Annotated in this window: 10 protein-coding genes; 6 read left to right on the plus strand and 4 right to left on the minus strand. The window is 70.6% G+C overall.

Going from position 1 to position 16,894, the window contains the following annotated elements:
* Positions 1-237 precede the first annotated feature (237 nt).
* Entirely contained in the window at positions 238-1,752 is a 1,515-nt protein-coding gene (locus H5J31_RS28490; RefSeq protein WP_181775739.1) for a sialidase family protein, read from the minus strand.
* 189 nt (positions 1,753-1,941) lie between these two features.
* Between H5J31_RS28490 and H5J31_RS28495 the strand changes: the two genes are divergently transcribed.
* Complete coding sequence (locus H5J31_RS28495) at positions 1,942-2,553, plus strand: hypothetical protein (RefSeq protein ID WP_181775740.1); 612 nt, start codon at positions 1,942-1,944, stop codon at positions 2,551-2,553.
* Between the two features lie 45 nt (positions 2,554-2,598).
* A complete protein-coding gene (locus tag H5J31_RS28500; protein WP_181775741.1) occupies positions 2,599-3,159 on the plus strand; it encodes a hypothetical protein in 561 nt (186 codons plus the stop codon).
* Here the strand turns inward: H5J31_RS28500 and H5J31_RS28505 are convergent.
* Positions 3,131-3,829 carry a Crp/Fnr family transcriptional regulator gene (locus H5J31_RS28505; RefSeq protein WP_181775742.1) on the minus strand — a complete coding sequence of 233 codons (699 nt, stop codon included), beginning with the start codon at positions 3,827-3,829 and terminating at the stop codon, positions 3,131-3,133. The genes H5J31_RS28500 and H5J31_RS28505 overlap by 29 nt on opposite strands.
* A gap of 61 nt (positions 3,830-3,890) precedes the next feature.
* On the minus strand, positions 3,891-5,315 hold the full coding sequence (locus H5J31_RS28510) for an aminotransferase-like domain-containing protein (RefSeq protein WP_181775743.1): 1,425 nt from the start codon (positions 5,313-5,315) through the stop codon (positions 3,891-3,893).
* Between H5J31_RS28510 and H5J31_RS28515 the strand changes: the two genes are divergently transcribed.
* Entirely contained in the window at positions 5,314-6,216 is a 903-nt protein-coding gene (locus tag H5J31_RS28515) for a DMT family transporter (protein WP_181775744.1), read from the plus strand. The two genes, H5J31_RS28510 and H5J31_RS28515, sit on opposite strands and share 2 nt — an antisense overlap.
* A 347-nt stretch (positions 6,217-6,563) precedes the next feature.
* Positions 6,564-7,739 (plus strand): MFS transporter, encoded by a 1,176-nt coding sequence (locus H5J31_RS28520; protein WP_181775745.1) that lies wholly within the window; start codon positions 6,564-6,566, stop codon positions 7,737-7,739.
* Here the strand turns inward: H5J31_RS28520 and H5J31_RS28525 are convergent.
* Positions 7,717-8,706 (minus strand): YeiH family protein, encoded by a 990-nt coding sequence (locus tag H5J31_RS28525; protein WP_181775746.1) that lies wholly within the window; start codon positions 8,704-8,706, stop codon positions 7,717-7,719. The two genes, H5J31_RS28520 and H5J31_RS28525, sit on opposite strands and share 23 nt — an antisense overlap.
* 71 nt (positions 8,707-8,777) lie before the next feature.
* Between H5J31_RS28525 and H5J31_RS28530 the strand changes: the two genes are divergently transcribed.
* A complete protein-coding gene (locus tag H5J31_RS28530; RefSeq protein ID WP_181775747.1) occupies positions 8,778-9,680 on the plus strand; it encodes a LysR family transcriptional regulator in 903 nt (300 codons plus the stop codon).
* A gap of 485 nt (positions 9,681-10,165) precedes the next feature.
* On the plus strand, positions 10,166-16,891 hold the full coding sequence (locus H5J31_RS28535; RefSeq protein ID WP_181775748.1) for a type I polyketide synthase: 6,726 nt from the start codon (positions 10,166-10,168) through the stop codon (positions 16,889-16,891).
* Positions 16,892-16,894 lie beyond the last annotated feature (3 nt).

A 16,894-nucleotide genomic window follows, 5' to 3' on the forward strand; every position in this document is an offset into this window, starting at 1 on the left:
GGAGCGGGCGCGTGTCTCGTGTGCTCGGGTCCGGATCTCGTGTGCTTGGAGACGTGACTCGCGTGCTTGGTCACCGCACTGGGGGTTTACGGCTCCGAGCACGCGAGATCCGTCTTCCGGCACGCGAGATCCGTCTTCGAGCACGCGAGTGCGCCGCGCAGGCCACCGCCTGGCCCGAGACACGCCACGTTCGCCTGACCTCTCAATAACCGTCCTCACCATTCACGACCTCCGAACTCAGCCGCAGTGTTCGAACGGGCTGTCGTACGCCGTCCCGCCCGCGGAACCACCCCACCGGACGCATTTGTCGGCCGCGGTGGCGCGGACGGGGCCCGCGAACCAGGAGAACGAGCCGGAGTCGGTGGTCCGCGCCGAACCCTTGACCTCGAGGTAGGCCGAAGTCGTAGTCGCGGTGCCGGCGGAGGTGCTCTTCATCGTGCTGACACAGTTCTGTCCGTTGGAAGCGTTGTAGGACAGGTAAACCGTGCCCGCCGTTCCGAGTGGGGCCGAGTCGATGACGCCGTAACCGCTGCCGCAGGCCGGGGCGCCGAGCGTCGCTTCGGTGACGGTCGAGAAGCGGATGGTCTCGTTGGCGTTGCCCGCCGGGCCCGCTTCGTACAGCACGCCGACCGAGCCCGAGGACAGCTGGACCATGTCGGAGTACGCGGCGTCGCCGCCCCACACCAGCGTTCCGGCGGACTTGCCCTGCCAGTTCGCGCCTTCGTCGAACGACGAGCGCACGACCAGTTCCTTGCGGCGGTCGCAGACCGAGGGTCCGGCGAACAGGATCCGGTTGTACTTGCCCGCCTTGTCGGTCGCGGTCATCCGCGCGGTCGAGGCCTGCACGACCGGCGTGATCAAGTCCTCCTCGAAGGTGAACTTCGTCGAGAAGCTCGCCCCGCCGTCGGAACTGATGGCGTACACACGGTTCTTCGCGCCGCCGCTGAGGCATTTGTCGCCGTCGTTGGCCTGGTTGCGTGCCGCGGCGTAGACCCGGCCGTCGAGTAGTTCGGTGACACTGATCTCCTGCGGGTTCACCGTCGCCGCCGGGCTGTCGGTGGCGCCGCGTTTCCACGTGACGCCCTGGTCGTCGCTGTAGATCAGCGCGCCGCTGTTCTTGCCGCCGGTGGTGTAACTCATCCCGGCGACGATCCGGCCCGCATGCGCGCCGCGCGCCAGTACGATGCCGTGCGACGGGCCGGTCGCGAGCCATTCCGGCGCGGTACCGAACCCGAGCTGGGTGGTGAGCACCTTCGGCGCGGTCCAGGTCTTTCCGTGGTCGTCGCTGATCGAGACGCGCGGAATCCGGTTGCAGTCCGGGTTCTTGACGCATTCCATCACCGACAGCAGCACGATCCGCCCGGTGGACGGAATCACGATCGGTGTCGGGTTTCCTTTGGTGTCACCGAAACCTTCGATGACGACCTTCGACGCGCTCCAGCTCTTCCCGTTGTCGGCCGAGCGTTTCACGACGAGATCGATGTCGCCGCGGTCGTTGCAAAAGCCGGCGCCACCCTTGCGGCCTTCCGCGAAAGCGAGCAGTTCACCGTTGCCCGCCTTGACCACGGCGGGGATTCTGAAGCAGTCGTAACCTTCTGTTTTCTCTTTGTACACCACCGTGTTTCCGACGGCTGCGGCCGAGATCCGGTCGGTGGAGACGGGTGCGGCGAGGGAGGTGGCCGGGGAGGCGCCGACCGCCGCGGTGGCGACGAGGACCGCGAACAGGCCCTGTGCGACGCGGGAGATCTTCACGGGAGTACTCCGTTCTGGATTCGACTCCGGGTGAGTCGGAGACGAGAGTCCTTCCGGCTCGTACAGCCGTCGTACAAGCCATGTACAACCCGGTCTCGCGTTGTGTGTCAGGTGACGCAGAACCCGAGCCTGGTTCCTGCCAGAGTTCCTTCAGCCGGCCACGGCGCGGCATCGGAAGGGGAGGGCCGAATGAAGGTGATCGATCCCGAGGGGCGCAAGTGGGAGATCAATCGCCGTTTCGCGCCGTGGCGCCGGTGGGTCCAGCCGTTCGCGGCGCTCACCGGCGGCTACCGGCGCTACAAGATCACCGCGGACTGGACGCTGTACCTCAAGGACCTTCCCGTGGACCGAGATGGGCGCGAGGACGCCGAGGACGGGCCCATGAGCAAGGCGGCAGGCGGACTGCTGGCGGTGCTGGTGCTCCTGCAGGCGCTCGTCGAATTCCCGGTCTATCTGCTACTGGGGATCGCGCTGGTGCCGGTCATGGTGCTGGAGATGTTGTGCCAGGGCGTCGCGGGGTCGGTCGCGTGGGCCATCCGATGGTTCCGGAAGGCACCGGAGCGGGTCGACGTCGCCGGCTGGAACAAGGACAAGGACGGCCTCGTCTCGCTGACGATCCTCAAGGTGCACGGCAAGCTCGCCGACCCGTTGACCACCGAACTGCGTGACCTGTTCCGTGACCGTGTCATGTTCGACCCGGGGGATCCGGAGGTGCACGACGCGCTCACCCGGTTCGGCGCGCGGGCCGAGCGGCATCGCACGCTGCTACGGCGCCGGGTCGCCCGAAGTGCCGCACGATGACCGGCGATCTGTGCCAAGATCCCGTCACCGAGGAGGGGGACTGCGATGCGGGTGTCCGGCGCGGACGGCGGCGAGTGGCTGATCGTGCGCCGCTTCGCGCCGTGGCTTCGCCGGATCCGCCCGTTCGCCATCGTCACCGAAAGCGAGCGGTACCGCGAAGTGTCGTTCACCCGGCACCGCGGCCGGCCCGCCGCCGAAGAACGCCTGGGCTTCGAGGACTGGCTGATGCTGGCGATCGCCGGTGCGCACGCGGCAGGGCTCGCGCTGGTCGTCTCGCCGGCACTGCTGGTGGAACTCGTCGCCTGGACTTCGGCGGGAGCCTTCCTCTGGCTCGCGAGGCTGACCGGACTCGTCCGCGCCCGCGTCGATCTGATCGCCCCGCCGCCCGCGACGCGCAGTCTCGCGCCGGTGCGGGTGTTGTCGGTGCCGCGGTCGGCCGCGGACAGGCTCACGCGGGAACTCGGCGAGCTGATCGAGAGCACGCCGGACTTCGACCCGGAGAACGAGCCGCGTGTCCGGAAGCTGTTCTCCGCCACCGGCGCGCGCGTCGACCGGCATTTCGGCCTGCCGTGGCGGCTCAGTGGTCGTCGGGTGCCAGCTGCCTGAGGTCGCGCAGGCTCCGGACGACCAGTCGTTGGCGCCCGGTGCTGAGCAGTCCGTCGGCGCGCAGGGTCCGCAGGGTCCGCGCGACGGCTTCCCGTGACGCGGACGCGAGTCCCGCGAGATCGCGCTGGCTGATCCGCAACGCGATCAACGTGCCGTCGGGAACGGGGACGCCGTACCGCTCGGCGAGATCGACCAGGATCGCGGCGATGCGTTCGGCGGCGGTGCTGTCGCCGAACTCGGTGCGCCGCGAGTTGGCGTAGCGCAGGCGGGAGGTGATGATCCGGAGCAGGACCACGGAGATCCCAGGGTGCTGGTGAAGCACCGAGTTGAACGCCCGCGAGGACAGCCACAACCCGCTGACCGGTTCGACGGCGACCGCGGTGGCCGAGCGCAGGCTGCCGTCCATCGAGGCCATCTCGCCGATGATGTCGCCCGGATCGCGGACCGCGAGCACGGCGTCGTAACCGCCGGTGGACACCGACGTGATCTTGACCCGCCCGGTCATCAGGATCAGCACCCAGTCCGACCGGTCGCCCTCGCGGATGATCACCGTCCCGGCCGGGTACCGGCGCAGTTCGGCTCCGGCGCGCAGCGCCTTGCGCTGGCCGTCGTCGAGCAGTTCCCAGAGCCTGCCGGGTCCGTCGTGCGGCTCCGCCGCCGGCTGTGTCATGCCTGTCGTTCGCCTCCGTGCGCGATCGTACGAGCAGAACCAGCCGGACGCTCGGGCAGGGTTAGCCGGGGATTTCCTGGTACGCCTGGGAAAGGCGCCGGACGCCGTCCCGGACCTGCGCGCTGGTCGCGGTGCTGACGTAACTCAGGCGCAGATACGGTCCGGGCGCCTCGGCGGCGAAGTAGAGCCTGCCGGGAGTGACCGCTACTCCGGCGCGGAAAGCAGCGCTGGTCAAAGCCACCTCGTCGGCGAATCCGGGCAGCGGCTGCCACAGGTGATAGCCGCCGGTCGGCACCGGGACGGTGCTCCAGGACGGCAGGAACTCCCGCAGCGCGGAGACGGCGACGTCGCGGCGTTCACGCAGCGCGGCGACGAGCGTCCGGAGATGACGGGACCAGGCGGGCGAGCTCACCAGTTCCAGAGCGGTTTCCTGCAAAGGCCGGGGCACGAAGAAGCTTTCGACGGCGTGGAGCCCGCGCAGCCGCTCGAGCGCCGGGCCGCGGGCGGCGAGCGCGCTGATCCGCAGGCTGGGCGATGCCGGTTTCGTCAGCGAGCGGATGTGCACCACGACGCCGTCGGGGTCGTCCGCGACCAGTGGTGCCGGGGGAGCGGGACTGCCGGGATGCGCCATCAGCCGGGCGAAGTCGTCCTCGACGACGAAAGCGCCCGCGTCACGGGCGATCCGCAGGACCTCGGCCCGGCGTTCGGCGGACAGGACCGCGCCGGTCGGGTTCTGGAACGCGGGCTGGCAGACGAACAACCGGGCGCCGGTGTCGCGGAAGGCGTCCGCGAGCAGTTCGGGCCGGACGCCGTCACGGTCGATCGGCACCGGCACCGGCCGCAGCCCCGACGCCCTGGCGATGGCCAGCATCCCCGGGTACGTCGGGGACTCCACCAGTACCGGCGCACCCGGGGCGCCGAGCGCGCGCAACGCCGTGGTCAAGGCACTCTGCCCGCCCGCGGTGACCAGGACGTTCTCGACGTTCACCGGACTGCCGATGTCGCGGGCGAACCAGGCGCGCAGTTCGGGCAGACCGCAGATCGGCGGGCGGGTCCAGGCGCCGGGACGGCGTCCGGCTCGGGCCGAAGCCGCCGCGAGTTCCCGTTCCGGCTGCAGGCTGGGATGCGTGTAGCCGCCGTTGAGGTCGATGACGCCCGACGGCGGATCGCTGAGCGCGGTCTGCACCCCGGTCGCGTCGATCGCGCGGATCCCGGTCTGCGAGCTGAGCGCGACCTCCTGCCACGAGACATCACCGGTCGGCACCACCGAGCGCGGCGGCGGTGCGCGGAAGACGCCGGCGCCGGGGCGGGCGATCACCAGGCCCTCGGCGGCCAGCGCGGAAATGGCGCGCGACACCGTCACCGGGCTCACTTTCAGCTGCCGGACAAGCTCCCGGCTCGACGGGAGCTTTCCCTCTATCGGATAGCGCTCAAGCTCGGAACGCAGCTGTGTGACCAGGCTGGCGACGCTGCTACCATCGGACATGAGACTGGATGATAGCGCTATCGCGGACCGGGCAGTAGCGGTCCGCTCCGGGACCGTGCTGGCGGCGTTGGGTGTCCTCGCCTTCTCGTTCACGTTCCCCGCCACCGTCTGGGCGCTCAAGGGCTTCGGCCCGTGGACCGCCACAGGCGCGCGCAGCGTCCTCGCCGCGCTGGTCGCCGCCGCCTGTCTTCGGGCTTTCCGGGTCCCGTTGCCGAAGCGTGAGCAGTGGCGCGGCCTGGCCATGGTCGCCCTCGGTTGTGTCCTCGCGTTCCCGATCCTGACCACGCTCGCGCTGCAGACGTCGTCGACGGCGCATTCCGCGGTGGTGATCGGCTTGCTGCCGCTGGCCACCGCCATCGTCTCGTCGAGGCTGACCGGGCATCGGCCGTCCCGCCGCTTCTGGCTCGCCGCCGGCGTGGGCGCCGTCGCGGTGGTGGTGTTCACCGTGAGCCAGAGCGGCGGTGGACTGTCCACGGCGGACCTGTTCCTGTTCGGCGCGCTCGTGCTGTGCGCGTTCGGCTATGCCGAGGGCGGCAGACTGGCCAGGGAGATGCCCGGATGGCAGGTGATCGCCTGGGCGCTGGTCCTCGCGTTACCGGTCACCGCCGTGTTCGGCGTCTTCGGGCTCGTGACCGAGCCGCCCCCGCATATCGGCGGCGAGGCGATCGTCGGCCTCCTGTACGTCGCGCTCATCTCGCAGTTCGGCGGGTTCTTCGTCTGGTACCGGGGAATGGCCGAGATCGGTGTCGCGCGGGCGAGTCAGCTGCAACTGGCCCAGCCGCTGCTGACCCTGATCTGGGCGGTGCTGTTCCTGGGCGAACACCTGCCCGCGGCCGCGCCGGTGACGGCGCTGATCGTGGTCGGCTGCATCGTGGTGACCCAGCGGTCCCGGAGCTCTTGAGAGGCAAGGCAAAGGTGACGGCACACGTGATCAGACGGACGCCACACGTGATCAGACGGACGGCACACGTGATTAGCCGGACGGCACACGTGATTAGCCGGACGCCACACGTGATCAGACGGACGGCACACGTGACGTCCATTGGCTCACGCGTGCCGTCCGTTCAATCACGCGTGACGTCCGGCTGGTCACGGGAGACCGCCGATTCCGGTCCATCGGGCTGACGAGACCACGGCCCTCTCGCGACCGGACAGGTTTCCCTTTCGGTCCGATAACCCCTACGGCGCTCACATCCACGTCGCGATTCCGCCAGACCGCGGTGCCCGCGCGGTGATGGGCTGGGGCACATGACCGCCTCGACCCTCGACACCACCGCCCGGACTCCGCTGAAGGGATGGCTCGCCGTCCTCGCGGTGACACTGGGGATCTTCTCCCTCGTCACCACCGAAATCCTCCCGATCGGCCTCCTGACCCCGATCGGTGAGGACTTCCGGATCTCGCCGGGGACGGCGGGCCTGACCATGACCCTGCCCGGTTTCCTCGCCGCGCTCGCCGCACCGGCCGTCACCGTCGCCGCCGGCCGCCTCGACCGGCGTGGCCTGTTGTGCGCGCTGATGGTGGTGCTGGCACTCGCCGACCTCGTCGCGGCGACGGCGCAGGCGTACTGGGCGGTGCTGCTCTCGCGTGTCCTGGTCGGACTGGTGATCGGCGCGTTCTGGGCGATCGGTTCCGGGATCGCCACCCGGCTGGTCGGTCCCGAACGCGCCGGGACCGCGACCGCGGTGATCTTTTCGGCCGTGCCGCTCGGTTCCGTTCTCGGCGTGCCGGCGGGGACGTTCGTCGGCGAACTGTTCGGCTGGCGGGCGGCGTTCGCGGTGATGGGCGTGTTCACCCTCGGCGTGCTCGCCGCGCTGGCCCTCTCCCTGCCGCCGCTGCCGTCGGCGCGGGCGACCCGGCTCGACGTCCTGCGCGAGATGACGCGCGGACGGGCGACCCGGCTCGGACTGCTCGTCACGGTGCTCGTCGTGCTCGCCCATTTCGGGACCTACACCTACGTCACGCCGCTGCTGCGCCAGGTGACGCAGGTGAGCCCGGAGCTGATCACGGTGTTCCTGCTGGTCTACGGCACCGCCGGGATCGCGGGCAACTTCGTCGCGGGGGCGGCGATCGCGCGCGACCTCCGCCGGACCTTCCTCACCGCGGCCGGATTGATCGGTGTCGCGACCTTGGCGTTGCCGTTTCTCGGCACTACGGACGCCGGCGCGCTCGTGCTGCTCGTCGTCTGGGGCTTCGCCTACGGAGCCGTCCCGGTCTGCTCGGGAACGTGGTTCGCGAAGGCGGCGCCGCACGCGCCCGAAGCGGCGTCGGTGCTGTTCACGTCGTCGTTCCAGGCGACGCTCTCGGCGGGCGCGCTGCTCGGCGGGCTCGTCGTCGACTCGGTCTCCGTCCCGGCCGTGATGATCGTGGGCGGAGTGGTCGCGCTGCTCGCGGCGGGTGTCCTCAGCCGAGCACGGCCAGCGTGACCAGCGCGGTCGTCCCGACCAGCAGCGTGGACAGCAGGCCGAGCAGCAGGGCGCGTCCGCCGGTGCGGACCAGCGTGCCGATCCGCACCGCGCAGCCGAGTCCGAACAGCGCCCCGGCCAGCAGCAGCGTGCAGGTGACCTTGGCGAGGTCGAGGGCGAACCCCGGCACGATCCCGATGCTGCGCACGGCGGCCATCGCGAGGAAACCGAGGACGAACAGCGGGACCAGCGGCGGGCGCTTTCCTTCGGTGGGACGGTGGCGTTCGTGCACGCCGACCGCGGCGACCATCGGGGCCAGCAGGACCACGCGGCTGAGCTTGATCACGATGGCGACCGCGACGGCGGCACCACCGGCCGGGGTGGCCGCCGCGACGACCTGCGCGACCTCGTGCACGCTGAGCCCGGCCCATTCACCGATCCGGACCGCGTCCAGGCCGAGCAGGCCGCCGAACAGCGGGACGGCCGCGATGGCGAGCCCGCCGTAGAGGGTGACCAGCGCGACCGCGGTCGCGACGTCGGAGTCCTTCCGCTTGACGACACCCTCCATGGCGGCGATGGCCGACGCGCCGCAGATCGAGAATCCGGTCGCGACCAGCATCGCGAGACCGCGGGGCACGCCGAGCAACCTGCCGAGGCCGATCGTGCCGAGGAACGTGATGCCCACCGTGAGCACGACGGCGAGCAGGGTGCCGGGGCCGAGGGCGAGCACCGCCGGGAGTGAGAGCTGTAGCCCCAGCAACACGACTCCGGCACGAAGGAGCTTCTTCGTGACACCGGAGATCGCCTTGCGCGTCTCGTCCGACAGCGAGAGCAGGGAACCGGCGAGGATGCCGAGTACGACCGCGATGGTGAGCGCGCTGAGGACCGGGATCGCGGTGCTGACCAGGTACGCGGCGGCCACGCCCGCCCCGGTGACGGCCAGGGCGGTGAGGTAGGGGTGGGTCCGTCTCGCGTGCGTGGTGCTCATGGTTCGAGCTTCGCCCGGCCGGGGTGGCCTCGGTAGCCGGGAAAGCGAGGGGTAGGTCATAGACTTGGGCTATGACCGCACCCGACCTGGACTCGCTGCGCCTGCTGGTGCTCGTCGACGAACTCGGCAGTATCGGACAGGCCGCGGCCAGGCTCGGGATCGCGCAGCCATCGGCGAGCAAACGTCTGTCCACAGTCGAGCGACGGCTGGGGCTGGTGCTGGTCGACCGCACGCGGCGGGGATCCGTGCTCACCCCCGACGGCCGCGTCATCGCGGGCTGGGCGCATCGCGTGCTGTCCGAACTCGACGGACTGCTCGACGGCGCCGAAGCCCTGCGCACCCAGCACGAGGCGCAACTCCGGGTCGCGGCGAGTATGACGCTGGCCGAGCACCTGGTCCCCGGCTGGATCGGCGAGCTCAAACGTGGGAATCCCGGGCTGTATCTCGGACTGGAGGTGACGAATTCCGATCAGGCCGCCGAATTGGCCAGGGAGGGCAAGGTCGACCTCGGGTTCGTCGAGTCGCCCGGCGCGCTGCCCGGTCTGTCGTCGAAGCGGGTCGCCACCGATCACCTCGTCCTCGTCGTGGCCGGAAGTCACCCGTGGGCGCGCCGGCGCCGTCCGCTCACCGCGGCCGAATTGGCGATCACACCGCTGGTGGTCCGCGAACCCGGTTCCGGCACCAGGGAAACCGTCGACACAGCGCTGCGCAGGGCCGGTGCGGGGCCGGCGAAACCGTTGCTGGAACTGGGTTCGGCCTCCGCGGTCCGTAATGCCGTGATCGCGGGCGCCGGCCCGGCGGTGATCAGCGAGCTGGACGTCGCCCGCGATGTCGCCGACCGCAGGCTCGTACCGGTCGCCGTCGAGGGCGTCGACTTCGGCCGGGAACTGCGTGCGGTGTGGCCCGCCGGGCGGCGGCTCGCCGGTCCGGCCGCGGCGTTGCTGGCACTGGCCGTCCGTTCCCGGCGGACTTGACGCGGAATGCGAAATCCCGGAGAGTCCCTTCATGTTTCTCCGTGAACGGCCCGTTAATCGCGCGTGATACCGAAAGGCCCGTCGGCGCGATACCGACGATAGGGCGAATTGCCGTCAATTCCCCCGGAATGGCGGCGGACCACTATTTCCGGGGTCCGGCGAAAGCGGAATGGTGAACTCCGGGTAACACGCCGGATGGCGTATCGGATGTTGGGACACCTGGTCGTTGACTGTTCTTCCCTGCTACTGCGGGAAATCCGGGCGTCCTCCATGTCGTCCGTGTATCCGGAACGCTAATTTTCCGCGTCGAACACCGCTTTCCGGCAGGTCGGCGTACCGCCATCCGGTTCCTGTGACCGGAAACCCTACTGCCGAGTATTGACGTGAAGCGTCGCCTGCGTTTAAGTACGCCCGGTAACTACGTCACTCTTCCGTGTGCTCGGAGGCTTCCCGTGGGTAAGTCGATTCGTGGCGCCGATGCCTCAATGTTGACCGGTACGGCGGATCTGCTCATCGCGGTGCACCCTTTCGGTGTGCCTTCCGCGCGGTTCGCCGCGGCGGCGGCGCGTGCCGGAGCACTCGGCGTGCTCGACCTGACCAGCGGGAATCGTGCCGCGCGCGAAGAACTGGACCTGGCAGGGGACTGGCTCGGGACGGGATTCGGCGTCCGCGTCGCGGGAGCCGTCGAGCTTCCCGCGGCGGCGCACACGGTTCTCCTCGCGGTGGGCACCTCTGTGTCCACTGTGGACTTCGGTGATCGGCGGGTGCTCGCGGAGGTCACCGACCGGGACGAGGCCGCCGAAGCCGTGGCGGCCGGGGCGGACGGCCTCATCCTGCGAGGGCACGAGGCGGGTGGCCGGGTCGGCGAGCTCAGTACGTTCGTCTTCCTGCAGCAGGTGCTGGCCGACCCGGGGATCACCGTCCCGGTCTGGGCGTACGGCGGAATAGGCGAGCACACGGCGGCCGCCGCGATCGCGGGCGGTGCGGCGGGGGTCGTCCTCGACACCGTGTTCGCGCTGCTCCCCGAGGCGGAACTCCCGTCGGACGTCACGTTGGCGTTGGAAGGGCTCGACGGCTCCGAGACCACTGTGGACGGCGGGATCCGTGCCGTCCGTCGTCAGGGCGGCGTGGTGGAAGCGGGGCAGGACGCGTTTCTGCCCCAGCGTTTCCGTGACACCTGGGGAACGCTCCCGGCGGCGATCCGCGGCGTCCACGCGTCGATCGCCGAAGGACTCGGGTCCGACGGCACCGCGTTGCCGCTCGCGCAGGGACCCATGACCAGGGTCAGCGACCAGCCGGAATTCGCCGGAGCCGTCGCCGCCGGGGGAGCGTTGCCGTTCCTGGCACTCGCGCTGTCCGGCCCGGCGCAGACCCGCGAGATGCTCGAAAAGACCAAGGCCGCACTGGGCGACGCGCCCTGGGGTGTCGGCGTGCTCGGCTTCGCGGCCGAGGAGGTCCGCACCGCGCAACTCGACGTGATCCGGGAGATCCGGCCGAGTCACGCGATCATCGCCGGTGGCCGGCCGGCGCAGGCGAAAGCACTGGAGGACGTCGGCATCTCGACGTTCCTGCACGTCCCGTCGCCGGGACTGTTGCGGCAGTTCCTCGAAGCGGGGGCGCGCAAGTTCGTCTTCGAAGGTTCCGAATGCGGCGGGCACGTCGGCCCGAGGACCAGTTTTCCCTTGTGGGAGGCGCAGATCGGGGTACTCCTCGAATACGGTGCCGACATCGAGGTGTTCTTCGCCGGCGGTGTGCACGACGAGCGCTCGGCCGCGATGGTCACCGCGGCGGCCGCACCGCTGACCCGGCGCGGCGCCACGGTCGGGCTCCTGATGGGAACCGCGTACCTGTTCACAGAGGAGGCCGTCCGTGCGGGCGCCGTCCTGCCGTTGTTCCAGCGCCAGATCGTCGAAGCCACGCGTACCGATCTCCTGGAGACGGCGCCGGGACACGCGACGCGGTGTGTGCGTTCGGCGTTCACGACCGAGTACGCGGAGCTCAAACGCGATCTCAAAGCCCAGGACATCCCGGATCGCGAGGCCTGGGAACGGCTGGAGAGGCTCAACGTCGGGCGGCTTCGGCTGGCCAGCAAGGGGATCGAACGAGCCGGGGACGTACTACGAGAAGTCGAGGAAGACCGGCAACTGGCCGAGGGCATGTTCATGGCGGGCGACGTCGCCGTCCTCCGGTCCGAGGTCACGACGATCGCCCGGCTGCACGAGTCCGTCGGCCCGGGAGCGGTCTCCTTCCTCGAAGCCAGGGCAGCCGAGCTTCTGGACCCGCGCGAAGAAGAGGCCGCGCCGGAACCACTCGACATCGCCATCGTCGGCATGGCCTGTCTCTTCCCGCAGGCCGGTGACCTGCCGTCGTTCTGGTCGAACGTGCTGTCCGGAGTGGACTCGGTCACCGAGGTCCCGGCGCAGCGCTGGGACCCCTCGCTCTACTACGCGCCCGACGGTGACGGGGAGAAGACGCCGTCGCGCTGGGGCGGCTTCCTGCCCGAGATCCCGTTCGACCCGCTCGACTACGGCATCCCGCCCGCGTCGCTCGCGAGCATCGAGCCCGTCCAGTTGCTTGCGCTGGAGGTCTCGCGGCGCGCGCTCGCCGACGCCGGGTACGCCGAGCGTGCCTTCGACCGGTCGAGGACGTCGGTGGTGTTCGGCGCGGAGGCGGGCAGCGACCTGTCCAACGCGATGACCCTGCGGACCGTGCTCCCGTCGTACCTCGGTGAACTCCCGGCCGACCTCGACGGCCAGTTGCCGCGCCTGACCGAGGACTCGTTCCCCGGCGTGCTCGCCAACGTCATCGCCGGGCGGGTCGCGAACCGGCTCGACCTCGGCGGCGCGAACTACACCGTCGACGCGGCGTGCGCGTCCTCGCTGACCGCCGTCGACGTCGCCTGCAAAGAACTCACCGCCGGCACCAGCGACCTCGTCCTGTGCGGGGGCGCCGATCTGCACAACGGCATCAACGACTACCTGCTCTTCTCCTCGGTCCACGCGCTTTCGCCGTCCGGCCGCTCGGCGACCTTCGACAGCGACGCGGACGGGATCGCGCTGGGCGAGGGCGTCGCGTGCGTGGCCTTGAAGCGGCTCGCGGACGCCGAACGCGACGGTGACCGGGTCTACGCGGTCATCAAGGGTGTCGGCAGCGCCAGCGACGGGCGCGCGCTCGGGCTCACCGCGCCGCGGCCGGAGGGCCAGCACAACGCGCTGACCAGGGCTTATCGCAATGCTGGGATCTCCCCGGCGCAGGTCGGGCTCGTCGAGGCGCACGGCACCGGGACCGTCGTCGGCGACCGGACCGAACTCGGCACGCTCACCCAGGTGTTCACCGAAGCGGGCGCGGAACCCGGCGGCTGCGCGCTCGGTTCGGTGAAATCCCAGATCGGGCACACCAAATGCGCCGCCGGACTGGCCGGGCTGATCAAGGCGACCCTGGCACTGCACACCGGCGTCAAACCTCCGACGCTGCACCTGGCGAAGCCGAACCCCGCGTGGGATCCGGCGAGCAGTCCGTTCGCGTTCCACGCCGAGGCCAGGCCGTGGGCCGCACGGGAGCGCGTCGCCGGGGTGAGCGCGTTCGGTTTCGGTGGTACCAACTTCCACGTCGTGCTCACCGCGTACGACGGCGGCGTCCCGCCCGCGAAGACCCTCGACGAATGGCCCGCGGAACTTTTCCTGTTCGCAGGCAAGGACGACGCGGCCGCGATCAAAGCGGCGCAGGACCTCCTGGCCGCCACCGGCGAGGGATGGCGGCTGCGTGATCTGGCGCTGGCGGCGTCACGGCGTGCGGAAAGCCGGGGCGGGCGGACGAGGTTCGCCATCCTCGCGTCCACTGTGGATGAACTCGCCGTGTCGCTCCGGCGGGCGATCGCCGGTGAACGCGACGAGAAGGCGGGGATCTTCGGCGCCGACGGCGAACCGGCCGGCGACGTCGCGTTCCTCTTCCCCGGGCAGGGGAGCCAGCGGCCCGGGATGTTCGCGGACCTGTTCGTCGCGTTCCCCGAACTCGGACGGTATCTGGCCCGAGGCGGTGACGTCGTCGACGTCCTGTTCCCGCCCACCGCGTTCGACGAGGCCGAACGCAAGGCCCAGCTCGCGCGGCTCACCGACACCCGGGCCGCGCAACCCGCGCTCGGGATCGTGGGCCTCGCCGCGCACCACCTGCTGGGGAAGGCCGGCGTGCGGCCGTCGATGGTCGCGGGCCACAGCTACGGCGAGTTGATCGCGCTGACCGCCGCGGGAGCACTGAGTTCGGCGGCACTGATCGAGTGCAGCCAGGCGCGGGCGGCGGCGATCCTCGGCGCGACCGGTACCGGCGACCCGGGGACGATGGCGGCCATCGCCGCGAGTGCCACCGAAGTGGCCGACGCGCTCGCCGCCGAGGGCCTGGCCGACACCATCGTCACCGCCAACCGGAACTCGCCGAAGCAGACGGTGATCTCCGGTCCGACCGCCGCCGTCGGCACCGCGGTGGAACGGCTCCGCGCCGGTGGTCTCGGCGCGAAGACCATCCCGGTCGCCTGCGCCTTCCACAGCCCGCTGGTCGCCTCTGCGGAGGCGGACTTCGCCCGCGTGCTCGACGTCGTCCCGGTCAGCGAACCGGAGATCCCGGTGTGGGCCAACCGGACCGCGACGACCTACCCGTCCGGCCCGGCGGCGATCCGCGCCGAACTGGCCGCGCAGATCGGCGCCCCGGTGCGGTTCGCCGACCAGATCGAAGCCATGTACGAGGCAGGTGCGCGGACCTTCGTCGAAACGGGACCCGGATCCGTGCTCACCCGGCTCGTCGACGTCATCCTCGACGGCCGTCCACATCGGACGGTCACCTTCGAAGGCGGCCGCCGCGACGGTGTTCCCGGCTTCCTCGCCGCCTTGGCGCGACTGGCCGTCGCGGGTGCCGACGTCCGCACCGGCTGGCTGTTCACCGGTCGTGCCTGCGAGGACGCGCTGTCCGCGCGGCCGCCGAAGAAGGCAGGCTGGACCGTCGACGGCCACCTCGTCCGCACCCGCGACGGCCGGATCCCCGACGCGGCCCTGCATCCAGCTCAGCGAATCTCCCCGGAGGCGATCGTGACATCCCGGCCAGGCCCCGACGGCGAGGCACTCGTGTCGGAGTTCCTCCGCACCAGCCGCGAGATGATCGCCGCGCAACGGGACGTGCTGCTCGGCTACTTCGGCACGGACCCCGGCGTCCGCCCGGCCGCTCCCGTGGTCCTTCCCGCGGTCCCCGAGCCGGTCCGCGTCGAGCCGGTCCGCCTCGAGGATGCCGTCTCCGTGTCTGTCGAGCGGTCGGTGTTCGACGTCGTCGTCGAGGTCATCGGGGAGCGCACCGGCTACCCGGCCGACATGATCGAGCCGGATCTGGATCTGGAAGCGGATCTGAGCGTCGATTCGATCAAACGTGCCGAGATCGCCGGGGAACTGGCGACCCGGCTGGGCTTGACCGAGGGCGATCCCGAGGTGCTGGCCAAGGCACGGACGGCGGCGGAACTGGCCGGCCTGCTCGGCGGTGAGCCCGTCCCGGAGACACCCGACGTCCTCGCGATGATCGTGGCGGTCATCGGGGAGCGCACCGGCTACCCGGCCGACATGATCGAGCCGGATCTGGATCTGGAAGCGGATCTGAGCGTCGATTCGATCAAACGTGCCGAGATCGCCGGGGAACTCGCGACGCGGCTGGGCTTGACCGGCGGCGACCCCGAGGCCCTCGCCAAGGCCAGGACCGCCGCCGCTCTCGCGGACCTGATCACCGGCGGCAGTGCCGAAGTGACCCAGCCCGTCGATGACACGGACGCCATCGTGGTGGCGCCGAAGCGGTACCTGATGCGGGAATTCGACCTCGCCGACGCCACCCCCGCCGACGAGGACCTCGCCGGGCTCCGGTTCGCCGTCATCGGCGAAGGCCAGGTGGCGGAAATGCTCGCCGCCCGGCTCGCCGGGTTCGGCGCCGCAACCGAACTCGTCCAAGGTGTCCCGGAGCACGGGGCGGACGGCGTGTTCCATCTGTCGCCGTCGTTCCCCGACGATTTCCCGCTGTACCAGGCCGTGCTGGCCGGTGGGCCGCGCTGGCTCATCGCGAACGGTCCCGTCGACGGTGCCCGAGGGTTCTTCCGGACGGTGACCCGCGAGTACCCGGACACGGTCGCCCGCGTGGTCGAGCAGCATCCCGAGTCCACTGTGGACGAGCAGGTGGAGACCCTGCTCGCCGAACTGTCCGCCGGGGATGGGGAACCGGTCGTCGTCAGCCGGGGTGGCACGCGACGTGGAGTGCGGATGACCGAGGAAGGATTGGGCCTGCTCGGCAGCACGGGCGCCGGCCCGGCGGGCAATGGCGCCGCCGAGGCCGAAGCACTCGGCCTGGACCGTGATTCCGTGGTGCTGCTGGTCGGCGGGGCCAAGGGCATCGCCGCCAGGCTGGCGACCACGCTGGCCTCGGCGTCCCGGTGCCGCATCGAGTTGTTCGGCCGCACCGCCGTCCCGATCGACAGGGAGGAGCCGGCGATCGCCGCGGCGTCCACGACGGCGGAACTGCGCGCGGCCCTGATCGCGAACGAGCTGACGAAACCCGCCGAGATCGAACGGACCATCCGGATCATCGAGGCCGAACGGGAGGTGCGCGGCACGCTGAGCCGGATCACCGCACTCGGCAGCCCGGTGCGCTACCACTCGGTGGACATGCTCGACGCGGAGGCCGTGCACCGCGCCGTCAAGGAGATCCACGCCGAACACGGCCGGATCGACGGCATCGTCTACGCGGCGGGCGTCATCGAGGACAAGCTGATCGCGGAGAAGGACCCCGCGTCGTTCAACCGCGTCTTCGGCACCAAGGTGGAAGGGGCGAGCACGTTGCTCGCGGCGGCGGGAGAACTGCCGGAAGCGCCGAAGTTCGCCGTCCTGTTCGGCAGTATCGCCGCGACACTGGGCAACCGCGGGCAGTCCGACTACGCGGCCGCGAACGACGCGCTGGAGACACTCGGGCACCGCTGGTCCACCGTGTACGGACGTCGCGGGCTCACCGTCCACTGGGGACCGTGGGCGCCGACCGGGGTCAACAACGGGATGGTCACCCCGGAACTCATGCGGGACTACGCCCGGCGCGGGATCGAGCTGATCGACCCCGAGGAAGGCACGTTGAGCCTGCTGCGCGAACTGGCGTGGGGCGACGAGGGCCTGACGGCCGTCACCTACACCGCGTCGGGGTGGTGAGCG

Source organism: Amycolatopsis pittospori, assembly GCF_013870525.1.
Taxonomy (GTDB): domain Bacteria; phylum Actinomycetota; class Actinomycetes; order Mycobacteriales; family Pseudonocardiaceae; genus Amycolatopsis; species Amycolatopsis pittospori.